The organism is Bradyrhizobium sp. Kon37, assembly GCF_055807535.1.
The window spans coordinates 1-280 of the sequence record NZ_JBVVOY010000250.1 but is presented as its reverse complement, the minus strand read 5'-3'; the positions used below and the strand labels follow the sequence as shown (position 1 = coordinate 280).

The 280-nt window shown below is 56.8% G+C and carries 1 protein-coding gene; it reads left to right on the top strand.

The window, feature by feature from the left end; translation table 11 throughout:
- Nucleotides 1-236, top strand: a 236-nt coding sequence (locus AC0L3J_RS38025) for a hypothetical protein (protein ID WP_473350550.1), incomplete at its 5' end; no start/stop codon positions are given.
- Between the last annotated feature and the right edge of the window lie 44 nt (nucleotides 237-280).

Genomic DNA, 280 nt, shown 5'->3' with positions numbered 1-280 from the left:
ACCCCTCGTTGAAGGTGATGGAGGCCATTGCCGACGCCCTGGAAACTCCCCTACCTCTTCTCCTGGAGTCCACCGACCTTGACCGCGAGGCACTCGCGGAGATTGCGGGTCATCCTTTCAAGAGCAGCGTGCCGCCCGGATACGAACGCATCAGTGTGGTTTTGCCGTCACATAAGGCGTTTATCGTAAAGAAATGGGGCGACGACACCCGAAAAAAGCTGCGTGGAAGGCTCTGACGCCAAGGGTTAGGGCTTGCACTTCCTTCTTTAGCCGCTAAAAC